Genomic DNA, 20,349 nt, shown 5'->3' on the forward strand with positions numbered 1-20,349 from the left:
CGGTCGCGAATCTGGAACCTACGGTTTAGTAAGTTTCAGCCCGGCCCGCCGGGACCCTCCCCCCACGCCGCGCGACAGGCCGTGCCCGCGCGTTCCCACGTCGTCAAGCGAAGGATCAGGATGTCCGTGACGCCCGAAGACAAGCAGCTCCAGCTCAACCTGATGCGGGACCTGGAACCCGTGGTGGAGACGGAACTGAACCGGCACCTGTCCACGGCCAAGGAGTGGTTCCCCCACCAGTACGTGCCGTGGAGCCAGGGCCGCGACTTCGACGGCCCCCTCGGCGGCGAGGAGTGGAGCCTGGAGCAGTCGCAGCTCTCGCAGGAGGCCCGCGAGTCGCTGATCGTCAACCTGCTCACCGAGGACAACCTGCCCGGCTACCACCGCGCCATCGCCGAGGTGTTCGGCCGCGACGGCGCGTGGGGCACCTGGGTCAACCGGTGGACCGCCGAGGAGAACCGCCACGGCATCGTCATCCGCGACTACCTCACCGTCACCCGCGCCGTCGACCCGATCGCGCTGGAACGCGCCCGCATGAAGCACATGGAGGTCGGCTACGAGGCCGACCACGGCGACTCGTTCCTGCACGGCGCGGCCTACGTGTCGTTCCAGGAGCTGGCCACCCGCGTGTCGCACCGCAACACCGGCCGGGCGTCCGGCGACCCGGTCTGCGAGCAGATGCTCGCCCGCGTCGCCGCCGACGAGAACCTCCACATGATCTTCTACCGGAACCTGCTGGGCGCGGCCCTGGAGGCGGCCCCGAACGCGACCATGCGGGCGATCACCGACGTGGTGAAGGGCTTCCAGATGCCCGGCCACAGCATCGACGGGTTCCTGCGCAAGTCCGTCGTGATCGCCAACGCGGGCATCTACGACCTGCGGCTGCACCACGACGACGTGCTGATCCCCGTGCTGCGCAAGTGGGACGTGTTCGACCGCACCGACCTGTCGGACGACGGCGAGAAGGCCCGCGAGGAGCTGGCGGAGTTCCTGGAGGGGCTGGACGCCGCCGCGACCAGGTTCGAGACCCGGCGCGAGGAGCGCCGCGCCCGCCAGGCCGCGCGCCGGAACTGATTTTTCTCGGAACGACCTTGCCGGTTCCCGCGTCATAGGGGATATGGGGAAGCATCGGCGGCTCGGAGAGTACCGGCTGCTGGCCGAGATCGGCCGGGGGAGCACGGCCGTGGTCCACCTCGCCCTGGACCCCGTCGGCCGGGAGGTCGCGCTCAAGGAGCTCGACGCCGAGTTCGCGGCGGAGCCGGAGGCGCGGGGGCGCCTGGCCCGGGAGATGGCGGCGCAGGCCCGCGTCACCAACCACGCCCCCAGCCCGTACGTGACGCGGCTGCTGGACGGGCGCCTCGACGGCGACCACCCCTACATCGTCACGCAGTACGCGCCCGGCGTCCCGCTGGGCGACCTCGTGGACGCCTACGGGCCGCCGCGCGCCGAACGCCTGCTGCGGGTGGCGCGCGGCATGGCCCTCGGGCTGGCGTCGATCCACGACGCGGGCGTGGTGCACCGCGACGTGTCGCCCGGCAACGTGATCGTCCTCGGCGACCGGCCGATGCTGGTCGACTTCGGGATCGCGCTGCCGGCCGACGCCGAGCAGATCACCCGGCGCGGCATGGTGATCGGCACGCCCGCCTACCTCGCGCCCGAGCTGATCGAGGGCGGCAAGGCCACGCCCGCCGCCGACGTGTACGCCTGGGCGGCGACCCTCGCCCAGGCCGCGACGGGGCGCCCGCCGTTCGGCCGGGGCTCGCTGCACGGCGTCTGCTACCGCATCCTGCGCGGCCAGGCCGACCTGGGCGGCGCGGCCGAGCCGCTGGCGCCGCTGCTGCGGCGCGCCCTGGACCGCGACCCGGGCCGGCGCCCGTCGGCCCGCTGGCTCGCGGGCGCCCTCGCCGACTGGGCGGGCACCGCCGAACGCCCCCGGATCCCCCTCGCGGCACGGGCCGCGTGATGCCGGGGAGATCCACGGGGGACGGCGCGCGAGGGTAGGGTTTCGGAAACGACAAAGGGGGTCACCACGTCCGGGGACAGCTTCGGCCAGGATCGGATCGGGCACTACCGCCTGCTCCAGACGCTCGGCGAGGGCGGGATGGGCGTGGTGCACCTGGCGGCCGATCCCGAGGGCCGCAACGTGGCCGTCAAGGTGCTGCGGCCCGCCGTCGCGGGCGACGCCACGGCCCGCCGCCGCCTGGCGCGCGAGGTGGACTCGATGCGCCGCGTGCACAACCCGCACGTCGCCGAGATCCTCGACGCCGACGTCACCGCCGACCAGCCCTACATCGTCACCCAGTACGTGCCCGGCCGCACCCTTGAGGAGATCGTCGAGGAGTCCGGGCCGATGGCCGGCCAGGCGCTGCAGCGGCTGGCGGTCGGGCTGGCGTCGGCGCTGTCGGCGATCCACGGCGCGGGCATCGTGCACCGCGACCTCAAGCCCGGCAACGTGATGCTCGTGGACGGCGAGCCCGTCGTGATCGACTTCGGGATCGCGCAGGCCGCCGACGCGACCCGGCTCACCGCGACCGGCATGGTGATCGGCACCCCCGGCTACCTCGCCCCGGAGATCATCGAGGGCGAGGAGGCGGGCCCGTCCTCCGACGTGCACGCCTGGGCCGCGACGCTGGCCTACGCCGCCACGGGGCGGCCGCCGTTCGGCTCCGGCACCTTCGAGTCGATCTTCTACAAGATCATCAATAACACGCCGGACCTGGACGGCGTGCCCGAGCCGATCCTGCCGCTGCTGCGCGCCGCGATGTCCCGCCACCCCGCCGAACGGCCCACCGCCGTCGACCTGGTGCAGCTGGCGCGGCGGGTCCAGGTCGAGGCGACCCTCACCGACCAGACGATGGTCGACCAGTTCCGGACGCGGCTGGAGGAGACCTCCCGGGACGCGGAGACGACCGCGCCCGACCACACCGCGTCGCGGGCGTTCGCGATGCCGCCGCCGGAGCCGCCCGCCCCGGTGCCCGCGCCGGTGCCCACCCCGGCCCCGCTCCAGCCCAAGGACTTCATGGGGCAGCTGCCCCCCGCGGCCCCGCCGCCGATGCCGCCGCCGGCGCCCGGACCGTTCGAGCGGCCCGGCGGCTACGAGCAGTACCGGCGCGCGCCCGCGCCGCTCACCGAGCCGCGCCCGCAGCCCGCGCCGCAGCCCGTGCCGCCGCCCGTCCCCTACGAGAACCCCTACCAGCAGGCCACCGGGCCGCGCCCGGGCGAGGAGACCACCCGCCGCGACGCCGACCGCGCCCCCGACCGGGAACGCCGCAAGCCCTACGGCTGGTACCGGGTGATGAGCCTGCTGGTGCTGGTCGCGCTGCTGGGCTTCGCCGGGATCGCGCCGCTGCTGGCCGTCGGCGTCACCGTCGTCGGCGTGCTGGTGCTGCGGATGGGCGACAAGGCCGCCCGGGGCATGGAGGGCAAGCGCACCCGGCGCGGGCCGCGCGCCGGGGACGCGGTGGCGGCGGCGTTCAAGGCCCCGCTGCACCTGCCCGGCGCGGCCCTGGTCACCGTGCTGATCGCACCGCTCACCCTGCTGGCCGGGGCGGTCCTGCTCGGGGTGCTGATGTTCGCCAAACCCGACCTGGGCGCCGCCACCGCCGTGTCCTACGCGTCGATGGTGGTGATCGCGCTGCTGTGCCTGGCCCCCGGCAGCGGGGCCCCGCGCCGCCAGCTGGCGCGGCTGTGGGGAGCGGTCCTGCCGCGCGCCGAGGCGGCCGTGGCGGGCGTGCTGATCCTCGGCACGTTCGCGACGGTGCTGGTGGTGCTGTCCCGGCAGGGCGAGCCGGACACCACGCCGCTGCCCGGCATGAGCCAGAGCCTGGAGGATCTGCGCGCCGACATCAAGGATCTGCTGTCGGGCGGCCTGCCTTTCATATAGGAGCCCGGTAGTGTGGCGAACCCTATGAGCGGGGAGCAGAGCCACCGAAACCACCGGAGTCCGCTGACCGGGCCCGCGCCCGGCACGCGCCGGGACACCGACGCCGCGGGCCGGGACGTCGCGATCACCACGCCGCCGCCCGGCGCGCCGCGCCCGGACCTGGACCGGATGCGCGCGGTGCTCAGCCCCCACGTGGTGGACGTGCTGGACGGCGACCCCGACGCGGACCCGCCCTACGTGGTGTCGCGGCTCGTTCCCGGCCGCTCCCTCACCACCGAGCTGGCGGAACGCGGCGCCCTGCGCGGCGCCGCGCTGCACCGCCTGGCGGCCGGCCTGGCCAGGGGCCTGGCGGCGATCCACCGGACCGGCCTGGCCCACGGCGCGCTCACCCGCGACACGGTCCTGCTCGTGGACGGCGCCCCGGTGATCGTCGAGTTCGGCCTCGCCCCCGGAACGCCCGCCGACGACGTCCACGCGTGGGCGGCGACGGTGACGCTCGCCGCGACGCACTCGGGCGACCCCGTACCGCCCGAGTGGGAGCCGCTCCTCCACGCCGCCGCGTCCCCCGACCCGTCCACCCGCCCCTCGGCGACCGAACTGGCCGAAGCCATGGCCGACCTCCCCGTCCCGCCCCCCACCTCGACACGGTCCCCCGCGATGACACCTCCCTCCACGCCGGCCCGGACTCCCGCACCGGCGCAGCCCCCCATGCCGACCCAGCCTTCCGCGTCAGCGCAGCCTTCCGCGTCTGCGCAGCCTTCCGTGTCAGGGGAGGCTTCCGTGTCAGGGCAGGCTTCCGCGGCAGCGCAGCCTTCCGTGTCAGGCGAGGCTTTCGTGTCGGAGGAGGCTTCTCCTGCGGCGCAGGTCGCCACGTCTGAGGAGGCTTCCGTATCGGTGCGGCCTTCCGCGCTGGAGGAGATCTTCGCGTCGGCGCGGAGCTCCACGACGGCACGGCCCGCCGCGTCGGCGCGGGGTTCCGTGTCGGTGCGGCCCGCCGCGGCGGACGGGGGCGGGGACGCTGAGGACGACGACGCTCACGCGCTGGCCATCGCGCTGGGGTGGGCTCGGCTGCTGACGATGCTGGTCGTGGTGATCGCGGTCGGGGTCACCCTGGTCGTGCCGGTACTGGGGCTGGTGTCCTCGGCGCTGGCGGTGACGGGGCTGCGCCTGATGCCCGGCGCCGGGAGCCGCCTGCCGGCGTTGGCGCGGACGGCGGCGACGCTGCCGTACGCGGCGGTGTTCGCGGTGGGGGTGCCGCTGGGGCTGATGCTGCTGTCGGGCGTGGGCGTGATGGTGGACCCGCAGCGGGCGAGCGCGTTCGGCGCGGCGGCCGCCGCGCTGGTGGTGTGGACCGCGCCCGGCGTGCGCGGTCCGCGCCGCCGCCTGGAGGAGGCGTTCCTCGGCCTCGCCGAGAGCCCGCGCCGGATCGCCGTGGCGGGCGTGGCGCTGGGCCTGCTGGCGTTCGCGGTGATCGTCGCCTCGGTCTCCTGGCACCCGAGCTTCACCCCGCTCTACGGCCTGCAGAGCACCGTGGAGAACACCCTGTCCCGCATCCAGATCTCCCTGCACTGAGGGGGCCGGACGGCCCGCCGGGCGTGATCTGCGTCACTCCGGGGTCGGGCGCGGCGCGGTCGTGAGGTGCGGGTTCGGCGTGGGTAGGGTCTCACCCACCTGGGATTTGCCTTCAGGCTACCCACGGGTAACATCTGCAGTGCATGGCCGAGACAGGGACCCGGATCCGAAGGCGGTTCGGGTGTTTGGCAGGCTGTGCGGTGCGGAGCAGTTCAGCAACGCACCAGCCAGCGTCGACCCGCCATGGGCGGCGCCCCTCTTGCCGCTGCCCCCAGCGGCCGATTGAGTGCAGGGAGGTCGGCCACCGGCCATGAACATCGTCGTCTTGGTGAAGCAGGTTCCCGACACGGAGAGCCCGCGCAAGCTGAAGTCCGATGACAGCACGCTCGACCGCGCCGCGGCGGACGGCGTCATCAACGAACTCGATGAGTACGCCATCGAAGAGGCGCTGCGCATCAAGGAGGCCCACGGCGGCGAGGTGACCGTCCTGACCATGGGTCCGGACAAGGCCACCGACTCCATCCGCAAGGCCCTGGCCATGGGCGCCGACAAGGCCGTGCACCTCGTCGACGAGGCCCTGGCGGGCTCGGACGCGCTGCAGACCTCGTACGCCATCGCCCAGGCCCTCGGCCAGACCGGCTACGACCTGGTCGTGCTGGGTTCGGAGTCCACCGACGCCCGCACCGGCGTGCTCGCCGCGATGCTCGCCGAGCGTCTCGGCGTCCCGCAGCTCTCGATGGCCAACAAGGTCGAGATCGAGGGTTCCGCGATCAAGATCCAGCGGCAGACCGACTACGGCTACGACCGGGTCGAGGCCGGCCTGCCGGCGGTCGTGAGCGTCGTCGAGAAGATCAACGAGCCGCGGTACCCGTCGTTCAAGGGGATCATGGCGGCCAAGAAGAAGCCGGTCCAGAGCCTCGGCATCGCCGACGCCGGGATCGACGCCGGCCAGGTCGGCCTGGCCAACGCCGCCACCGAGGTCGTGGACTTCGCCGAGGCCCCGCCGCGCGCGCAGGGCCAGATCGTCACCGACGAGGGCGACGGCGGCGCGAAGGTCGCCGAGTTCCTCGCGTCGAAGAAGTTCGTCTGAGCGAGGAAGGGGACTGAAGAACGATGAGCGAGATTCTCGTCCTCGTCGACCACGTCGACGGTGAGGTCAAGAAGGTCACCCTCGAACTGCTGACCCTGGCCAACCGCCTGGGCGACGCCGCCGCGGTATGGGTGGGCGCGGGCTACGAGGGCTCCAAGGAAAAGCTGGCCGAGTACGGCGCCAAGAAGGTCTACCTGGCCGCCGACGAGGAGCTGACCTCCTACGTCGTCGCCCCGAAGGCCGCCCTGCTGGCGCAGCTCGCCCAGGACAGGGGCGCGGCCGCCGTGCTCGTCGCCGCCACCGGCGAGGGCAAGGAGATCGCCGGTCGCCTGGCCGTCAAGCTGGGCACCGGCGTGCTGACCGACGTCGTGGACGTCGCCGAGGGCTTCGTCGCCGAGCACTCGATCTTCGGTGGCGCGATCGTCGCGCACGCCAAGGTCAAGGAGGGCACCCCGGTCATCGCCGTCCGCCCGAACTCCATCGCGCCCGAGGCCGCCCCGGCGACCCCGGCCGAGGAGCAGGTGTCGGTGGCGCTGTCGGACACCGACAAGGCCGCCAGGATCGTGGAGCGGGTCGTCGAGGAGAAGGGCGAGCGCCCCGACCTGACCGAGGCCGCGATCGTCGTCTCGGGTGGCCGCGGTGTCGGCTCCGCCGAGAACTTCAAGATCATCGAGGGCCTGGCCGACTCGCTCGGCGCGGCCGTCGGCGCCTCCCGCGCCGCGACCGACGCCGGCTGGTACCCGCACCAGTTCCAGGTCGGCCAGACCGGCAAGACGGTGTCGCCGCAGCTGTACATCGCGGCCGGCATCTCCGGCGCCATCCAGCACCGGGCCGGCATGCAGACGTCCAAGACGATCGTCGCGATCAACAAGGACGCCGAGGCCCCGATCTTCGAGCTGGTCGACTTCGGCGTGGTGGGCGACCTGTTCCAGATCGTCCCGCAGCTCACCGAGGAGATCAACAAGCGCAAGTGACGCGCTGACCGTCCGACGGAACGTCCCGCCCCGGCCTGCGGCTGGCCGGAGCGGGACGTTCCGTTTTTTGCGCGAACACCTACAATTCGCCGAAAACTCTCTTTTCTCCTCAGGCCCGAAGGACCCCCGCCTTGTCCCAGCCGCCCCCGCCCTCGTGGACGCCGCAGCCGGCCACCTCCCCCCGGATGGCCAGGCTCTTCGACTCGGTGCCGCCGGGCGGCCGCCCCGTCGTGCAGCGCCCGCCCGTCCCGCTGCACGAGCGCGACGCGCTGCTGACCTACCTCAAGCAGGCGCCGGTCGTGCTGTCGGCGCGCGGCACCGACGAGGACCTGATGGACCCGTCGCGGCCCGCCGAGGTGCCGATGGCGTTCCACACCGACGGGACCTGGGTCTGGCCCGGCTCGGCGGTCTACTACCTGCGCGTGCACAACGTCCCGCCGGACCCGGAGCTGCTCGCCCACATCCGCGCCCGCGGCTTCCGCGTCCCGCCGGTGCCGGAGGAGGCCAGGGAGGCGGCCGTCAGGGTCGCCACCGGGCGGGCCGGGGAGCCCGCCCCGGCACCGCCGCCGCTCCCGGCCCCCGAGCCGCCCGACCCCGGCGCGGATCGGCCGCCGGCCCCGCCCGCGCGGTCCCGGAAGCAGGGCCGCCGCACCATCGCGGGCTGCCTGGCCCTCGTCCTCGTCGTCGGGCTCTTCCTGGGCTTCCGCGGCCTGCGGACCGTCCTGGAGAAGGGGCTGGACGACGACGGCCGCCCGGCGGGCAACAGCGCCCCCTACACCCCGCCGTCCCCGGCCGCCACCCCCGGGACGTCCCCGCGGGCCGACGCGCGGCGCGCGGTGGTCACCTCGCTGCCGCCGCTGTGCGGGGTGGTGAGGCGCGCCCTGCCCGCCAAGGCGCGGGGAACGCGGATGGAGCCGAACCCCACCGACGGCGCGGACCGCCGGTTCTGCCGCTGGCGCGACCTCAACGCGCGCTTCGCCCGCAACCTGGAGGTCAGCGTCGAGGCCCACGGCCGCGGCCCCGCCAAGGCCGGCGGGCCGGCGCGCGGCGCCGGGGAGCACCGCCGCAACTGGACCCGCGCCGCCACCCCCGGGACCTACGCCGGGCGCGCGGCCGTTCCGGGGCTCGGCGACGAGGCGTACGCGGCCGCCCGCGCCGTCACGATCCGCCGGGGCCCGGACCCGGGGACGGCGATCGCGTTCCGGACGCGGGGCGCCGAGGTCGGGGTGCGCAGGGGCAACGTCACCGTCCGGGTGGTCTGGTCCCTCGCCGACGGCTACCAGCGCAGGGGCCGGGTGCTGGTCGGCGCCTACCCCCGCTACTCCGCCGCGCGGGCCGAGGCGCTCGCCGTCGCCCGCGCGGTCCTGGCCCGCCTCGGCTAGGAGACCGCCTTCACCACCTCCGGGTCCACCAGGCCGGTGAGCCCGGTGTAGGGGAGGACCACGTCGGCCTTGCCGCAGGCGGTCGTCTCTCCGAGGGCGGTCATGTTCACCAGGAACTCCAGGCCGCCGCGCTGGAGCACCACGTGCACCGCGGGCTGGGGCGGCTCGAACGCGCGGCGGGTGAGACGCGGCAGGGTCGTCCGCAGGCAGCTGTTGACGTCGGCGCCGTTCTTGAGCCGGGTGGCCAGCGTGCCCAGACCCTCGGCCTCGAACGCGGCGGGCGTGAGGATCCGCGTGACCGGCACCGCCTGGCCCGTTTTCAGGTCCACGGTGACCGCGAGCGGGCTGCTCCAGGTCGGGTGCGACAGCGTCGGCGAGTCCAGCGTGACGTCGTAGCGGACCGACAGGTAGCGGGGGCCGCCGGTGCGGACCGCCGCCTTCACCCGGGAGACCGACGGCCTGGCGCCCGGCTGCGCCGCCAGGCTCCGCTCGTAGTACCTGCGGCGCTCCTCCAGCGGCGCGCGCAGCGACTCGTTGATCCGCCGGGCGAGCGCCGGGTCGCCGCCGCGGACCTGGACGAGCTGCCCGGCCGTGCTGAGCGGCGCCGACCCCTGCGCGCCCTGCTGGTAGGAGGCGAGCTGGACCGACAGGGGCGCGACGGGCGGGCGCCTCGGCCCGCCGTCGGCGGCGACGTAGACGGCCGCGCCCCCGGCGGCGGTCGCGGCGATCACCCCGCCCGCCACGGCGGCCCCGGCCTTGGTGCCCACCACGCCCAGCACGCCCTTGCCCGCCCCGGCGGCGACCGCCCCGGACGTCCCGGCCCCGGACGTCCCGGCCCCGGCGCCCGCCCCGGCCGCGCCGAGCCCGAGCGCCGTCAGCGGGAACAGCGCCGCCAGCGCGGCGGCGGCCCCGGCCAGCGTCCGCACCCCGCGCGCCTCCCAGTCCGAGCCGTAGGCGGCCGCCGCGACCGACTCCAGCTCGGCCACGAACGCCCTGGCGCCGTGCGGCCGGTCCCACGGGTCCTTGGCGAGGCCGCGCCCCACCAGCGGGCGCAGCGGCCCGGGCAGCGCCTCCACCGGGACCGGCGCGGTGAGGTGGTGGTTCATCAGCACGGCCGGGCTGTCGGCGGCGAACGGCCGGCGCCCCGTCACGCACTCGAAGAACACGCAGGTCGCGGCGTACACGTCGGTGGCGGGGGAGGCGGGCTCGGAGCGCCACTGCTCGGGGGCCATGTAGACCGGCGTCCCGGAGCGGCCCGCCTCGCCCGCGTCCACGGCGATGCCGAAGTCGATGAGCTTGCTCAGCCCGTCACCCCGGACGATCACGTTGGCGGGCTTGTAGTCGCGGTGCACGATGCCCAGGTCATGGGCGGCGGCCAGGCCCAGCAGCGACCCCTTCAGCACCGTCAGCGCGGCCTCGGGCGCCAGCGCGCCGTGCTCCTCCAGCACCCGCCGCAGCGCGACGCCGTCGACCGCCTCCATCACGATCGCGGCGCCCTCGGGCGTCTCCACCAGGCCGTACAGCCCGGCGACGTAGGGGTCGCGGAGCCGTTGCAGCAGCCGCGCCTCCTCCCGGAAGCGGTCCCGGAACGCCGCGTCGCCGTTCAGCCGCTCGGTCAGGTACTTGATCGCGGCGGTGCGCCCGGTCGCGTCGTGCCGGGCCAGCACCACCCGTCCCTGCGCGCCCTCGCCCAGCGTCCGCAGCTCGGTGTAGCCGGGAACCCGCCACATGCCGCCCCCTCGTCCGAAGATTTCAAAGGGCGTTTATATCGGACGGGCCGGTCACGCGGAACGGCGTGTCACCCCCTCGTGATGCAGGTGACACGCCGCGTTCGCGCGGGGTGGGACGGGTCAGGCCGCGACCGGCTCGGCCTCGGGGTTGAGGCGCACCGCGTCGCCCTCGTCGCCGATGACCCGCGCGGCCACGTCGTGGCCCGCGTCCAGCGGCAGGAACCGGGTGGACAGCGCGATCAGCAGGGACAGGACGATCACGATGCCGACGCCGACGCGCAGCGAGGTCGCGTCCGCCAGGAACCCGACCACGACCGGGCCGAGCAGCAGGCCGCCGTAGCCCATCGCGCCGACCTGGGCGACCGCCGCGGCGGGCCGTCCGGGCGCGGCGGTCCCGGCCAGCGACATGGTGGTGGGGACGATCGTGCAGACCATCACGCCGGTGACGAAGAACCCGCCCAGCGCGACCCACGCCGACGGGGCGGTCACCACGATCGCCATGCCGACCGCGGTGCCGACGCCGGAGGAGACCAGCAGCGCGCGGGTGCCGAGGCGCACCCGGACGTGGTCCCCGGCCAGCCGCCCGAGCAGCATCGCCAGCTCGAACACCGGGTAGCCGAGCGCCGCCACGGCCTCGCCGGAGCCCAGCTCGTCGGCCAGCAGCATGCCGCTCCAGTCGGCGATGGTGCCCTCGGCCATGAACGCGATGAACCCCAGCACGCCGATCAGGTACACGACGGCGGGCAGCTTGGCGCGGCCCCCGCCGGCGGAGGCGGCGGGCGCGACCGGGTCCGGCAGGTAGGTGCGGCCCAGCAGCAGGCCGACCGGCAGCACGGCGGCGGCCGACACCAGCACGGTCGCGGTGTGGCCGAGCCCGGCGGCGGCGGTGGCGACGCCGACCAGCCCGCCGCTCATCGCGCCCACGCACCAGCCCGCGTGCATCCCGTTCAGCACCGGGCGGCGGTAGGCGTGCTCGACCACCGAGCCCTGCGCGTTCATCGCGATGTCGACGACGCCGAACGCCATCCCGAACGCCGCCACCGCCACCAGCAGCGTCCCGAACGACGGGGCCAGCGCCACCGAGCCGAACGCCGCCGCCGCCAGCGGCAGCGACCAGCGCAGCACCGTGCGGCTGCCGAGCCGCGCCATCACGCCGCGCAGCCCCTGCATGGCCACGATCGCGGCCAGGCCCCAGACGAGGAGCACGACGCCGACCTCGCTCTTGCTCACGCCGAACTTGTCCGCCAGCGCGGGCATGCGGGAGACCCACACACCACAGAGCAGACCGGCCAACGCGAAGGTCAGGAACGTGCCCAGTCGAGCGCGGAACAGCATCGTTCACCTCTTTCTCTCTCGGCGGGGCCGTGGCCCCGGCTCACGGGTCGGGTCCGGGGCGCGGGGGCGTCCCGGAACGGCGCCGCGCGCGGGGGCGCGTGCGGCGCGGGCATCGGATGGGCGCCGTGTGGCCCGGCGCGGGGCATGATGGAACGCTCCAGGCCCGTTCCGGGCGCGGAGGCGCGTCATCGGTCGTCAGAAGGGCGTGCGGAGCCGGGTGAGGGTCCGCCTCAGCCGGGCGGGCTGTCCAGCAGCGCCAGCAGCCGCCGCCTGAGCGCGGCGAACTGCTCCGCGTCGTACAGCTCCGGCGCGTGGCTCACCACTTCCCACAGGCCCTCGGCCGCCAGCCGGACGACCATCTGCCCGACGGGGTCCTCGCCGCACGGCTGCTTGTGCCAGCGGGCCATCGCGCCGTTCAGCGGCTCGGCCAGCTCGGGGTCGGTGGCCGCGGCCGTGATGGCCGACCAGCGCCGGTACGCGCGGGCCTCCCCGGCCAGGATCTCGAACGTGGCCTCGACGTAGGCGCGGGTGGCGGAACCCGGCGTGCCGTCGTCGAACGAGGCGATCAACGCGTCGAACTCGTCGATCACCCGCGAGACCATCGCCTTGACCAGCGCTTCCTTGGTGGGGAAGTGGTAGAGCAGGCCGCCCTTGCTGACCCCCGCGCGGTCGGCGACCGCGTTCAGGGTGAGCGCCTGGGTGCCCTGCTCGGAGAGCAGGGACTCGGCGGCGTCGAGCAGGGCGTCCTTCTTCATGACTTCTTAACTGTACCGACCGGACGGTACAGCTCGCAACCGGAGTGATCTACATCTCCCCAGGTCAGGGGGTGCTTATCGATGGTGGCGACTCCCCCCGACGGCGCGCGGGCGGGCGCGGATAATGTGGGTCGCGTGGTGACCTACCTCGACCATGCGGCGACGACCCCGATGCTGCCGGAGGCCATCGCGGCGATGACGGAGGAGATGGGGCGTCTCGGCAACCCCTCCTCCCTGCACTCCGCCGGCCGCCACGCCCGCCGGGTGGTGGAGGAGTCCCGCGAGGTGATCGCCGAGACGTTCGGCGCGCGGCCCAGCGAGGTGGTGTTCACCTCCGGCGGCACCGAGGCCGACAACCTGGCCGTCAAGGGCCTGTACTGGGCCCGCCGCGCCGGCGACCCGGCCCGGGTGCGCGTGCTGGCCTCGGCCGTGGAGCACCACGCCGTGCTGGACGCGGTGCACTGGCTCGCCGACCACGAGGACGCCCGCGTGGAGTGGCTGCCGGTCGACGGGCTCGGCCGCGTCCGCCCCGACGCCCTCCGGGAGGCGCTCGGCGACGGCTCCGACGTGGCGCTGGCCACGGTCATGTGGGCCAACAACGAGGTCGGCACCGTCCAGCCCGTCGCCGAGCTGGCCGCCGTCGCCCGCGAACGCGGCGTGCCGTTCCACACCGACGCCGTCCAGGCCGCCGGGCACCTGCCGGTCGACTTCGCCGCCACCGCCGCCAAGTCCCTCGCGCTCAGCGGCCACAAGATCGGCGGTCCGGTCGGCGTGGGCGCGCTGCTGCTGGCCAAGCCCGACCGGGAGGTCGGCGGCGATCCGGTCCCGATCCTGCACGGCGGCGGGCAGGAGCGCGACGTGCGCTCGGGCACCCTGGACACCCCCGCCATCGCGGGCCTGGCGACGGCGGTGCGGCTGGCGGCCGAGCGCCGGGTGGAGGAGGCCCGCCGCCTCGCCCGGCTCCGCGACCGGCTCATCGAGCAGGTCCGCAAGGCCGTCCCCGACGCGATCCTCAACGGCGACCCCGACGACCGCCTGCCCGGCAACGCCCACTTCTCCTTCCCCGGCTGCGAGGGCGACGCGCTGCTGATGCTGCTGGACGCCAGGGACATCGCCTGCTCGACGGGCTCGGCCTGCTCGGCGGGGGTGTCGCAGCCCAGCCACGTGCTGCTGGCGATGGGCGCCGACCCGGCGCGGGCGCGCGGCTCGCTGCGGTTCACGCTGGGCCACACCTCCACCGAACGGGACGTCGCGGCGCTGGCCGAGGCGATCGGCCCGGCCGTCGAACGCGCCCGCCGCGCCGGACTTTCCTGACCTTTCCCGACGTTTGCCGCCTTTCTCCTCGGGCACATGCCGTCCGTCTTCGAGGAGGTCGTGATGGTGTCGAACGTCGTCGGGGGCGGCGCGCGCCGGGCCGGGCGCGAGGTCACCGCAAGCCGCTGGTTCCACCGGATGTCGCGCGCCGGGCTGGTCGCCCACGGGGTGATGTACCTGCTGGTCGGGTGGATCGCGGTGCAGATCGGGCTGGGCGACGGCGGCCGGGAGGCCGACAAGAGCGGCGCCCTGCAGACCGTCGCCGAGCAGCCCGCCGGGAAGTTCCTGCTGTGGCTGCTGGCGGTCGGGTTCGCGGGGCTGGCGCTGTACTGCCTGGCCGAGGCGGCCTTCGGGCAGCCCGTCCCGGAGGGGCACAAGCCGCGCAAGCGGCTGTCCTCGCTCGGCCGCGCGGTGCTCTACGTCGTCGCGTGCGCGGGGATCGTGTCATTTGTGATGGGGCGGGGCAGCAGCTCCAGCGACGACCAGTCCCGGTCGTTCACCGGCCGGGCGATGGCCGAGCCCGGCGGGCGGTGGCTGGTGATGGCGATCGGGCTGGCGTTCGTCGCCTGGGGCGTGTACGCCATCTCCTCGGCGGTGCGCCGGAAGTTCATGAAGATCCTGCGCACCGGGCAGATGAGCGCCCACACCCGCCGCGCCGTGCAGGCCCTGGGCGTCGTCGGGGGAGTGGCGCGCGGCCTGGTCGCCTGCGGCATCGGGGCGTTCCTGGCCTACGCGGCGCTGACGGCCGACTCCGACAAGGCCAAGGGCCTCGACGGGACGCTGCGCGAGTTCGCCTCCACCCCGGCCGGGCCGTGGCTGCTGGTCGCCGTGGCCGTGGGGCTGCTGACCTACGGCGTGTACGCGTTCGCCGAGGCCCGCTACCGGAAGGTGGAGGCGGTCCGCTAGGGGCGTTCACGTCGGCGTGACGTCGGCGGTGACGGGGACCTGCGGTACGGCGGTGTTGGTGACCACGGCCAGGTCGTGCCCGTCGCGCGTGGGGCGCCACTGGCCACCGACCAGCGGGACCAGCGCGATGTTGGGGGCGGGTCCGCGCGTCCAGTCCAGGGTCCCGGCGATGGTGTCGACGCGGGCCCGGGCGATCGTCCGGGCGACGGACGCGGGCTGGGCCGGGTCGTCGGCGTGGGCCAGGGCGTGGTGGGCGACCTCGACCAGGGCGTGCGCCAGCCCCAGGGGTTGCAGCCAGGGGGCGCCGGTGGCGTCCCGGTAGGCGGTGGCCAGCTCGGCGGCGGTGGTCCCGTCCAGCGAGGAGCGGTGGGGATGGCCGGGCGTCCAGTACACCAGCGTGGCCACACGGGCGTCGGCCAGGTCGCCCCGCGCCTTCCCGGCATGGGGGTAGGCCAGCCAGCGCGAACAGGTGATCAGCCGTGGCGCGGCCTTCGCCCGGCGCGCCTGGCGATGGAACAGCCCCAGGTCGGTGGCGGTGGCGGCGCTGGTGACGACGTCGACGCCGGTACGGCGCAGGTGCTCGATGGCGGGACCGAAGTCGGTGGCCGGCTCCCGGTAGCCGCCGGGATCGACCAGCCGGTGCCCGCGGCGGGCCGCGGCCGGGACGAACCCGTGGCGCTCGTGGCGCAGCAGCCGCCCCTGGAGGTCGTCGTTCCACAGGCAGCCGACCGTGGGGGCGCCGTCGAGGCGTTCCCAGATGTCGGCGAACACGGTGGCGATGTCGTCCAGCCCCCAGGCGAAGTGGTAGGTCCAGGCGAACCGGTGACCGATGTCGTCGGCGCGCGAGTACACGTACGCCTGCCAGGGGAAGGTCGTCGACACGCACGGCACCCCCCGCCGCTCGCAGGCGTCGGCGACCGCGGGCAGCACCCGGGTGCCCGCCATGGTGATCACGACGTCGGCGCGGTCGCGCTCCACCAGTTCCCGGACGGCCCGGCGCGCCCCGTCCGGGTCCGATCGGCTGTCGCGCACCGCGAACCGCAGCGCGCGACGGCGCCCCGCGCCGCCGACCGACCTCAGGTGCGGCGCCAGCCGGTCGACGACGAACGCCAGCGGATCACCCAGCGTGGACAGGCGGCCGGTCCGCGGCACCACCGCCCCGATGCACAGCGAGCCGTCCGGACCCATCCCGCACCTCCGTGACCTGCGTCGACACGACATCACCAAAGGTAGCGAAGCGAATACCCACGGTGAATGCCGGGTCGTCCAGGTCATCCTGGCCAGGGGGTGACGGGGTTCATGGCAGGTAGGGGGCCAGGACCCGCCAGCTGGGGTCGGCCACCGAGACGACCTTGCCCTTGCCCTCCGACCAGGACGCCGCCAGCTGGTCCAGCCGGGCCACCACGCCCGAGTCCGGGTCGGCGTACAGGTGGTAGACGCGCAGTCCGTCGCCGGTCTCCTTGGCCGCCAGCACGGCCCCCTCCAGCGCCGCGATCTTCTTCTCGAACCTGCGCAGCGCGCCCGCGGACGGCTCGACCGGCAGCCGGTCGGGATTGGAGTTGGCGTACGGCAGGCTCACCGACACGTGCAGGTCGTGCAGCGGGAAGTCCTGGCGGTGCAGCGGGAACCGCACCTCCAGGCGGGAGGGGTGCCCGCGCGGCGTGCGGCCCTCGCCGGTCAGCCAGGCGGCCTCCTCGAACGGCTCGGCGATCTGCTCCACCACCACCGGCAGCATCGACGGCGGCAGCGCGTCCACCGGCGCCTCCATCGCGAGGGTCACCTCGCCGACCCAGCGCGCCACGTCGTCCTCGCCGAGCGCCCAGTACAGGACGTGCAGCGCGACCTGGAGCTGCTGCTCCTCGGGCACGAACAGGAAGTCGGGGTGGTAGGCGGTGACGTGCACGCGGGCCTGGGCGGCGTCGGCGCGCAGCCCCAGCTTCACGTACTCCAGGTCGAACTCGTGGTCGCCGAGCACCAGGTTCTGGGCGAGCATCTCGTGGTCGGCCTGCCGCGCCGCGAAGAACCGCCACCCGGCGGTGTCGCGCGGGGCGGCGCGCAGCCAGCGTTCGGCCAGGCCGCGCAGCCCGGGGTCGCCGCCGCCGGTGAGCGTCAGCGTCGGCGCGCGGTCGTCGGCGCCGCCGATCTCCCACTGCACCTCCGGATCGATCTTCTGGACCCGGGAGGTGAGCTCGTCGACCAGGTCGGCGGGCAGTTCCTCGGCGGGGTGGTCGTCGGGACCGGGCGCGGCGCTCAACGCGGCCTCGATCCGCGGGCGGGCCTGGACCCACCACTCCCAGAACTCGGTGATGGCAGGAAGCGCGGCGGAGGAGGACGCCTCGCGCGGGCGGCGGAAGATTCCCATAGCGGGGAACATCGTACGCGGAAGATACGCTGGGAGGACTATGACTCTGCGCGTACTGGCCGCCATGTCGGGCGGCGTCGACTCGGCGGTGGCGGCCGCCCGCGCCGCCGAGATGGGGTACGACGTCACCGGCGTCCACATGGCCCTGTCCAGCAACCCCCAGTCCTACCGGACCGGCGCGCGCGGCTGCTGCACCCTGGAGGACTCCCGGGACGCGCGCCGCGCCGCCGACGTGATCGGCATCCCGTTCTACGTGTGGGACCTGGCCGAGCGCTTCCACCAGGACGTGGTGGAGGACTTCGTCAGCGAGTACGCCGCCGGGCGCACCCCCAACCCGTGCCTGCGCTGCAACGAGAAGATCAAGTTCGAGGCGCTGCTGGACCGGGCGCGGGCGCTGGGGTTCGACGCGGTCTGCACCGGCCACTACGCCCGCTGGGACGGCGCGACGCTGCGGCGCGGCGTGGACCACGGCAAGGACCAGTCCTACGTGCTGGCGGTCTGCACGCCCGAGCAGCTCGCGCACGCGATCTTCCCGCTGGGCGACACCACCAAGGCCGACATCCGCGCCGAGGCCGAGCGGCGCGGCATCCAGGTCGCGGCCAAGCCCGACAGCCACGACATCTGCTTCATCGCCGACGGCGACACCCAGGCGTTCCTGGCCGAGCGCCTCGGCCGGGCCCCCGGTCCGATCGTCGACCTGGACGGCAACCGGGTCGGCGAGCACGAGGGCGCCTACGGCTTCACGATCGGGCAGCGCAAGGGCCTGCGGCTGGGACGGCCCGCGCCGGACGGCAAGCCGCGCTACGTGCTGGACATCTCCCCGGTGGACAACACCGTCACCGTCGGGCCGCGCGAGGCGCTGGACGTCGACGAGATCGTCGCGCGGCGGCCGGTGTGGCTGGGCGAGCCCCCGGCCGGGCCGATCGGCTGCCAGGTGCAGCTGCGCGCGCACGGCGAGGTGTACGACTGCGTCGCCGAGCCCGCCGCCGCGGGCCTGCGGATCCGGCTGGCGTCCCCGGCCAAGGGCGTGGCCGCCGGTCAGGCCGCCGTGCTGTACGAGGGCGACCGGGTGCTCGGCTCGGCGACGATCTCCGAGGCCGTCCGCGTGACGGCCGGGGCGGAGTGAGCGCCGGCCACCGCCTGCCGGTATCTTCCCAGTCCCCCTGAGACCTGGAGGAGCACCCGTGGATTTCGGCGTCTCGACGTTCGTGACCGACGAGGGCATCGGCCCGGCGGCGCTCGGCCGCGCGCTGGAGGAGCGCGGCTTCGAGTCGCTGTTCCTGGCCGAGCACACCCACATCCCCGCCAGCCGGGAGACCCCGTGGCCGGGCGGCGCGGAGCTGCCGCGCCACTACTACCGGACGCTCGACCCGTTCGTGGCGCTCGCCGCGGCGGCGGCCGCGACCGGGCGGCTGAAGGTCGGCACCGGCATCGCGCTGGTCATCCAGCGCGACCCGATCATCCTGGCCAAGGAGGTCGCCTCGCTGGACCTGGTCTCCGGCGGGCGCGCGATCCTCGGCGTCGGCGCGGGCTGGAACCGCGAGGAGATGCGCAACCACGGCACCGACCCCCGGACCCGGATGCGGCTGCTGCGCGAGCGCGTCCTCGCGGTCAAGGAGCTGTGGACGAAGGAGGAGGCCGAGTTCCACGGCGAGTTCGTGGACTTCGACCCGGTGTTCTCCTACCCCAAGCCGGTGCAGGACCCGCACCCGCCGGTGCTGGTCGGCGGGTCGGGGCCGACGACGTTCGACCGGGTCGTCGAGTTCGGCGACGGCTGGATGCCGATCCTGGGCCGCGGCACCGAGGACCTGCCCGCCCAGATCAAGGAGCTGCGCGACCGCGCCGGACGGTACGTGCCGGTGTCGGTGTTCGGCGTGGTGCCCAAGGCCGAGATCGTCGCCGGGCTGGAGGAGGCCGGGGTGGACCGGGTGCTGTTCAACCTGCCGACCGAGCCGGAGGCGGAGACCCTGGCCCGCCTGGACCGGATGGCGGAGCTGTTCTGAGCTGGCCACCGATAGGGTTCCGGGCGTGACGACGACGAGTTTTCCGTGGGGACCCGGGGCCGCGACCGGGGTCGGCTCCCACCCGGGGACCGATCCCGCCGAAGCGCTCCGGATCGTGCTCGGCGAGCTGCCCGAGCTGCCGCACCTGCCCGAACTCCCCGACCGGGGACCCGGCGCCGACATGATCGGCCGCGGCGCCGGGCTCCTGGTCGAGCTGCCGGTCCACCTGGAGCCGTCGGGGTGGCGCCTCTCCGACCGCCCCGGCCGCGACACCCGGCGGGCGCTGGACCACCTGGCCCGCGACCTGGACGCGCTGGAGGAGCTGGCGGGCGGGCACGACGGCCCGTTCAAGATCCAGGTGGCGGGGCCGTGGACGCTGGCCGCGGGCATCGAGCTGCGCGGCGGCGACCGCGTGCTGCGCGACCCCGGCGCGGTGCGCGACCTGGCCGCGTCGCTGGCCGAGGGCGTCGCGGCGCACGTCGCCGAGGTGCGGCGGCGGATCCCGCGGGCGTCGCTGCTGCTCCAGATCGACGAGCCCGCGCTGCCCGCCGTCCTGGCCGGGCGGATCCCGTCGGCCAGCGGGTTCTCGCGGCTGCGCGCCGTGGAGGCCCCGATCGCCGAGGAGGCCCTGCGGCAGGTGATCGAGAAGGCCGGGGACGCGTTCCCGGTCGTGCACTGCTGCGCCCCCGACGTCCCCTACCGGCTGCTGCGCGGCGCGGGGGCCAAGGCGATCTCGGTGGACCTGCGGATGGTGCCCGAACGCGCCGACGACGCGGTGGGGGAGACCGTCGACGCCGGGGTCGGGCTGTTCCTGGGGGTCGTCCCGGGCACCGACACGGCGCTGCCGGCGCTCCGGCGGACCGGCGAGCCGGTGCGGGAGCTGTGGCGCAGGCTCGGGTTCCCGCCCGCGCGGCTCGCCCGGCAGGTCGTCCTCACCCCGGCGTGCGGGCTGGCGGGGGCCTCGCCCCGGTACGTCAGGGCCGCCCTGAAACGCTGCCACGAGACGGCCCGGATGCTCTACGAAGCGGCCGGGTAGGGGGCGC

At 74.8% G+C, this 20,349-nt stretch carries 17 protein-coding genes; 12 read left to right on the plus strand and 5 right to left on the minus strand.

Annotated elements, in window-relative coordinates; translation table 11 throughout:
- The first annotated feature begins 120 nt into the window (after window positions 1–120).
- From HNR61_RS03985 to HNR61_RS04015, 7 genes are all read left to right on the plus strand, one after another.
- Window positions 121–1,074, plus strand: a complete 954-nt coding sequence (locus HNR61_RS03985; RefSeq protein WP_182841691.1) for an acyl-ACP desaturase — start codon at window positions 121–123, stop codon at window positions 1,072–1,074.
- A gap of 43 nt (window positions 1,075–1,117) precedes the next feature.
- On the plus strand, window positions 1,118–1,963 hold the full coding sequence (locus HNR61_RS03990; RefSeq protein ID WP_182841692.1) for a serine/threonine-protein kinase: 846 nt from the start codon (window positions 1,118–1,120) through the stop codon (window positions 1,961–1,963).
- 111 nt (window positions 1,964–2,074) lie between these two features.
- On the plus strand, window positions 2,075–3,883 hold the full coding sequence (locus tag HNR61_RS46640; RefSeq protein WP_281400339.1) for a serine/threonine-protein kinase: 1,809 nt from the start codon (window positions 2,075–2,077) through the stop codon (window positions 3,881–3,883).
- 24 nt (window positions 3,884–3,907) lie between these two features.
- Window positions 3,908–5,455 (plus strand): serine/threonine-protein kinase, encoded by a 1,548-nt coding sequence (locus HNR61_RS04000; RefSeq protein ID WP_182841693.1) that lies wholly within the window; start codon window positions 3,908–3,910, stop codon window positions 5,453–5,455.
- Window positions 5,456–5,765: 310 nt separating this feature from the next.
- Entirely contained in the window at window positions 5,766–6,545 is a 780-nt protein-coding gene (locus HNR61_RS04005; protein WP_182841694.1) for an electron transfer flavoprotein subunit beta/FixA family protein, read from the plus strand.
- A gap of 23 nt (window positions 6,546–6,568) precedes the next feature.
- A complete protein-coding gene (locus HNR61_RS04010) occupies window positions 6,569–7,519 on the plus strand; it encodes an electron transfer flavoprotein subunit alpha/FixB family protein (RefSeq protein ID WP_182841695.1) in 951 nt (316 codons plus the stop codon).
- A 131-nt stretch (window positions 7,520–7,650) separates the two neighbouring features.
- The gene (locus HNR61_RS04015; RefSeq protein ID WP_182841696.1) at window positions 7,651–8,901 is read left to right on the plus strand and encodes a hypothetical protein; all 1,251 of its coding nucleotides are present in this window, start codon (window positions 7,651–7,653) and stop codon (window positions 8,899–8,901) included.
- Here HNR61_RS04015 and HNR61_RS46645 read toward each other — a convergent pair.
- The 3 genes from HNR61_RS46645 to HNR61_RS04030 form a co-directional block, all read right to left on the minus strand.
- Window positions 8,898–10,631, minus strand: a complete 1,734-nt coding sequence (locus HNR61_RS46645; protein WP_220508885.1) for a serine/threonine-protein kinase — start codon at window positions 10,629–10,631, stop codon at window positions 8,898–8,900. The two genes, HNR61_RS04015 and HNR61_RS46645, sit on opposite strands and share 4 nt — an antisense overlap.
- Window positions 10,632–10,751: 120 nt before the next feature.
- Window positions 10,752–11,966, minus strand: coding sequence for an MFS transporter (locus HNR61_RS04025; RefSeq protein WP_182841697.1), 1,215 nt, complete (start codon window positions 11,964–11,966; stop codon window positions 10,752–10,754).
- A gap of 230 nt (window positions 11,967–12,196) precedes the next feature.
- Window positions 12,197–12,721, minus strand: coding sequence for a TetR/AcrR family transcriptional regulator (locus HNR61_RS04030; protein WP_182841698.1), 525 nt, complete (start codon window positions 12,719–12,721; stop codon window positions 12,197–12,199).
- Window positions 12,722–12,859: 138 nt separating this feature from the next.
- Here HNR61_RS04030 and HNR61_RS04035 point away from each other — a divergent pair, with 138 nt between their 5' ends.
- Window positions 12,860–14,035, plus strand: a complete 1,176-nt coding sequence (locus tag HNR61_RS04035) for a cysteine desulfurase family protein (RefSeq protein ID WP_182842281.1) — start codon at window positions 12,860–12,862, stop codon at window positions 14,033–14,035.
- A 36-nt stretch (window positions 14,036–14,071) separates the two neighbouring features.
- On the plus strand, window positions 14,072–14,941 hold the full coding sequence (locus tag HNR61_RS04040) for a DUF1206 domain-containing protein (protein WP_246441937.1): 870 nt from the start codon (window positions 14,072–14,074) through the stop codon (window positions 14,939–14,941).
- A 6-nt stretch (window positions 14,942–14,947) separates the two neighbouring features.
- On the opposite strand, the gene HNR61_RS04045 is transcribed toward HNR61_RS04040, so the two are convergent.
- Together HNR61_RS04045 and HNR61_RS04050 are read right to left on the minus strand one after the other, a co-directional pair.
- Window positions 14,948–16,129, minus strand: coding sequence for an ABC transporter substrate-binding protein (locus HNR61_RS04045; protein WP_182841699.1), 1,182 nt, complete (start codon window positions 16,127–16,129; stop codon window positions 14,948–14,950).
- A 109-nt stretch (window positions 16,130–16,238) separates the two neighbouring features.
- Window positions 16,239–17,303: a DUF695 domain-containing protein gene (locus HNR61_RS04050; RefSeq protein ID WP_246441939.1), complete on the minus strand. Its 1,065-nt coding sequence runs from the start codon at window positions 17,301–17,303 to the stop codon at window positions 16,239–16,241.
- Window positions 17,304–17,343: 40 nt separating this feature from the next.
- Between HNR61_RS04050 and mnmA the strand changes: the two genes are divergently transcribed.
- Genes mnmA through HNR61_RS04065 form a run of 3 tightly spaced genes read left to right on the plus strand, consistent with a single transcriptional unit; the run spans window position 17,344 to window position 20,342 of the window.
- Window positions 17,344–18,429 (plus strand): tRNA 2-thiouridine(34) synthase MnmA, encoded by a 1,086-nt coding sequence (gene mnmA / locus HNR61_RS04055; protein ID WP_182841701.1) that lies wholly within the window; start codon window positions 17,344–17,346, stop codon window positions 18,427–18,429.
- A gap of 58 nt (window positions 18,430–18,487) precedes the next feature.
- On the plus strand, window positions 18,488–19,306 hold the full coding sequence (locus HNR61_RS04060; protein ID WP_182841702.1) for an LLM class F420-dependent oxidoreductase: 819 nt from the start codon (window positions 18,488–18,490) through the stop codon (window positions 19,304–19,306).
- Between the two features lie 25 nt (window positions 19,307–19,331).
- A complete protein-coding gene (locus tag HNR61_RS04065) occupies window positions 19,332–20,342 on the plus strand; it encodes a methionine synthase (protein WP_182841703.1) in 1,011 nt (336 codons plus the stop codon).
- Window positions 20,343–20,349: the final 7 nt, after the last annotated feature.

The organism is Actinomadura kijaniata, from assembly GCF_014138665.1.
In the GTDB taxonomy this organism is placed as follows: domain Bacteria; phylum Actinomycetota; class Actinomycetes; order Streptosporangiales; family Streptosporangiaceae; genus Spirillospora; species Spirillospora kijaniata.

Excerpts from the sequence above, each read along its gene's own strand:
- mnmA (WP_182841701.1), top strand. The coding sequence starts at position 17,344 with ATGACTCTGCGCGTACTGGCCGCCATGTCGGGCGGCGTCGACTCGGCG.
- HNR61_RS04040 (WP_246441937.1), top strand. The coding sequence starts at position 14,072 with ATGCCGTCCGTCTTCGAGGAGGTCGTGATGGTGTCGAACGTCGTCGGG.
- HNR61_RS03985 (WP_182841691.1), top strand. The coding sequence starts at position 121 with ATGTCCGTGACGCCCGAAGACAAGCAGCTCCAGCTCAACCTGATGCGG.
- HNR61_RS04005 (WP_182841694.1), top strand. The coding sequence starts at position 5,766 with ATGAACATCGTCGTCTTGGTGAAGCAGGTTCCCGACACGGAGAGCCCG.
- HNR61_RS04050 (WP_246441939.1), bottom strand. The coding sequence starts at position 17,303 with ATGGGAATCTTCCGCCGCCCGCGCGAGGCGTCCTCCTCCGCCGCGCTT.
- HNR61_RS04025 (WP_182841697.1), bottom strand. The coding sequence starts at position 11,966 with ATGCTGTTCCGCGCTCGACTGGGCACGTTCCTGACCTTCGCGTTGGCC.
- HNR61_RS04045 (WP_182841699.1), bottom strand. The coding sequence starts at position 16,129 with ATGGGTCCGGACGGCTCGCTGTGCATCGGGGCGGTGGTGCCGCGGACC.
- HNR61_RS03990 (WP_182841692.1), top strand. The coding sequence starts at position 1,118 with ATGGGGAAGCATCGGCGGCTCGGAGAGTACCGGCTGCTGGCCGAGATC.
- HNR61_RS04030 (WP_182841698.1), bottom strand. The coding sequence starts at position 12,721 with ATGAAGAAGGACGCCCTGCTCGACGCCGCCGAGTCCCTGCTCTCCGAG.
- HNR61_RS04010 (WP_182841695.1), top strand. The coding sequence starts at position 6,569 with ATGAGCGAGATTCTCGTCCTCGTCGACCACGTCGACGGTGAGGTCAAG.
- HNR61_RS46645 (WP_220508885.1), bottom strand. The coding sequence starts at position 10,631 with ATGTGGCGGGTTCCCGGCTACACCGAGCTGCGGACGCTGGGCGAGGGC.
- HNR61_RS04000 (WP_182841693.1), top strand. The coding sequence starts at position 3,908 with ATGAGCGGGGAGCAGAGCCACCGAAACCACCGGAGTCCGCTGACCGGG.